At 68.7% G+C, this 2,418-nt stretch carries 3 protein-coding genes; all 3 read left to right on the top strand.

Features of this window, described 5'->3' with window-relative positions; translation table 11 throughout:
• On the top strand, nt 1-504 hold a 504-nt coding region (locus tag BIU82_RS11880; RefSeq protein WP_253182761.1), incomplete at its 5' end, for a PfkB family carbohydrate kinase.
• Nucleotides 501-1,442, top strand: a complete 942-nt coding sequence (locus BIU82_RS11875) for a deoxyribose-phosphate aldolase (RefSeq protein ID WP_070349678.1) — start codon at nt 501-503, stop codon at nt 1,440-1,442. The genes BIU82_RS11880 and BIU82_RS11875, both read left to right, overlap by 4 nt.
• An 8-nt stretch (nt 1,443-1,450) precedes the next feature.
• On the top strand, nt 1,451-2,418 hold a 968-nt coding region (locus tag BIU82_RS11870; protein WP_253182762.1), incomplete at its 3' end, for a thiamine pyrophosphate-binding protein.

The raw sequence follows: 2,418 nt of genomic DNA, 5'->3' as shown, positions 1-2,418 counted from the left end.
GGGCAGCACACCATCCTGGACCTCGATTACCGTCCGATGTTCTGGAACAGCGTCGAGGAGGCCCGCGAGCAGGTGGCCCGCGTGCTCCCGCACGTCACTGTCGCAATCGGCAACGACGAAGAGTGCGCGGTCGCCGTCGGCACCGGGACTCCGGACGAACAGGCTGACCGCCTGCTGGACGCCGGCGTGCAGATCGCCGTCGTCAAGCTCGGCCCCGAAGGCGTCATGGCCAAGACACGGACCGAACGCGTGGTCTCCGCCCCGGTTCCGGTGCAGACGCTCAACGGCCTCGGAGCGGGCGATTCCTTCGGCGGTGCGTTCGTGCACGGCCTGCTCGCGGGCTGGTCCCTGGCCGAAGTCCTCGATTACGCCAACGCCGCAGGCGCGATCGTTGCCTCCCGGCTTTCTTGCGCGGACGCCATGCCCACCTCGGAGGAAGTCACCTCCCTGCTCATCGAACGCGGCCGCTTGGTGGCCGGCACCGCGAAGGAGGTGGCCAAATGAGCCTCGAAAGCATCGATTTCGATGATCCACGCCGCTACGAATTCCTGACCAAGATCCGACTGGAGGATCCGGGAGCGGTGGCCCGCGCGGCCGAGGCGCGCATCAAGCACCCGGGCGCCGTGCTCGGCAAGCAGAACTTCATTGTGGCTGCCGACCATCCCGCCCGCGGTGCCCTCACCGCCCAGGGCCAGCCGACGGCGATGGCTGACCGGCGCGGACTGCTGGACCGCCTGCAGATCGCTTTGGCAAACCCGGCCGTGGACGGCGTCCTGGCCAGCCCGGACATCATGGACGACCTCCTGCTGCTCGGAGCCCTGGACGGCAAGCTCGTTTTCGGCTCGATGAACCGTGGCGGCCTGGCCGGCTTCGTCAACGAGTTCGATGACCGCTTCACCGGCCACACGGCCGACGCCTTGGCGGCACTCGGCGCCGACGGAGGAAAGATGCTCACCCGCATCTGCCTTGGGGACCCGGTGACGGCACAGTTCCTTGAGGCGACGGCGAAGGCCATCGACTCCCTTAACAGCCACGGCCTGATCGCCATGGTGGAGCCGTTCCTTTCGGAGTGGGTGGACGGCAAGGTCCGCAACGACTTGAGCCCGGACGCCGTGATCAAGTCGATCGGGATTGCTTCCGGCCTCGGCACCAGCAGCGCGCTGACCTGGATGAAGCTTCCCGTGGTGGCCGAGATGGAACGCGTCATGGCCGCCACTACCATGCCCACCGTGCTCCTGGGCGGCGATCCCGCCGGCCACCAGGACGAGGTTTTCGCCGAATGGGGCAAGGCACTTGCCCTGCCCGGCGTGCAGGGCCTCACCGTCGGCCGCACCCTGCTTTACCCGGCCGACGGCGACGTCGCCGGTGCCGTCGCCGCGGCGGCTTCGCTGCTGCGGCACGAAGAAATCATCCCCTCCGTCAGCAAGGAGACCGTGCGATGACCCGCACCATGACCGTGTCCCAGGCGCTCGTCGAGTTCCTGGGCAAGCAGTACACCGTGGACCGCGTGGGCGGCGTGGAGTACCGGGAACGGCTGATCCCCGGCATGTTCGGCATCTTCGGCCACGGCAATGTGGCCGGCGTCGGCCAGGCCCTGAAGCAGTGGCAGGCCAAGGACCCCTCCCTCATGCCGTACTACCAGGGCCGCAACGAACAGGCCCAGGCACACCAGGCCGTCGGCTACGCCAGGCACACGCGCCGCCGCCAGACCTTCGCCGTCACCACCTCGGTGGGGCCGGGCTCCACGAACCTGCTGACCGGCGCCGCTCTGGCTACGGCGAACCGCCTGCCCGTGCTGCTGTTCCCTTCGGACACTTTTGCCACGCGCACTGTGGACCCCGTGCTGCAGCAGATCGAGCAGCCGCATGGCTACGACATCACGGTCAACGATGCCTTCCGTCCGGTCTCCAAGTATTTCGACAAGGTCCAGAGGCCCGAACAGCTGTTCTCCGCCCTGCTGAACAGCCTGCGGGTGCTGACGGACCCGGCCGAGACCGGTGCCGTGACGATCGCGTTGCCGCAGGATGTCCAGGCCGAGCTCATCGAGGTACCGGAGGAATTCCTCGCCGAGCGCGAGTGGCGCATCCGCCGCCCCGCCCCGGAAGCCGAGGACATCGCCGAGGCCGCGCGCCGGATCAAGGCCGCGAAGCGCCCCATCATCGTGGCCGGCGGCGGCGTGCTGTACGCCTTCGCGCAGGACCAGCTGCGGGAGTTCGCCGAGGCCACCGGCATCCCCGTGGGCTGGACCCAGGCCGGCGTCGGCGTGCTGCCGTGGAACCACCCGCAGGCGCTCGGTGCCATCGGGTCAACCGGTACGACGGCGGCGAATGCCCTGGCGCGCGAGGCGGACCTGGTGATCGGTGTCGGTACCAGGTACGAGGACTTCACGACGGCGTCGCGCACTGCCTTCCAGAACGA

The organism is Arthrobacter sp. SW1 (assembly GCF_001766675.1).
Taxonomy (GTDB): Bacteria; Actinomycetota; Actinomycetes; order Actinomycetales; family Micrococcaceae; genus Arthrobacter.
Note: the sequence above shows the minus strand (reverse complement) of the source record. Positions and strands in the feature narration are given on the sequence as shown.

Bases quoted from the DNA above. Each gene is read 5' to 3' on its own strand.
- BIU82_RS11875 (WP_070349678.1), top strand. From the start codon at position 501: ATGAGCCTCGAAAGCATCGATTTCGATGATCCACGCCGCTACGAATTC.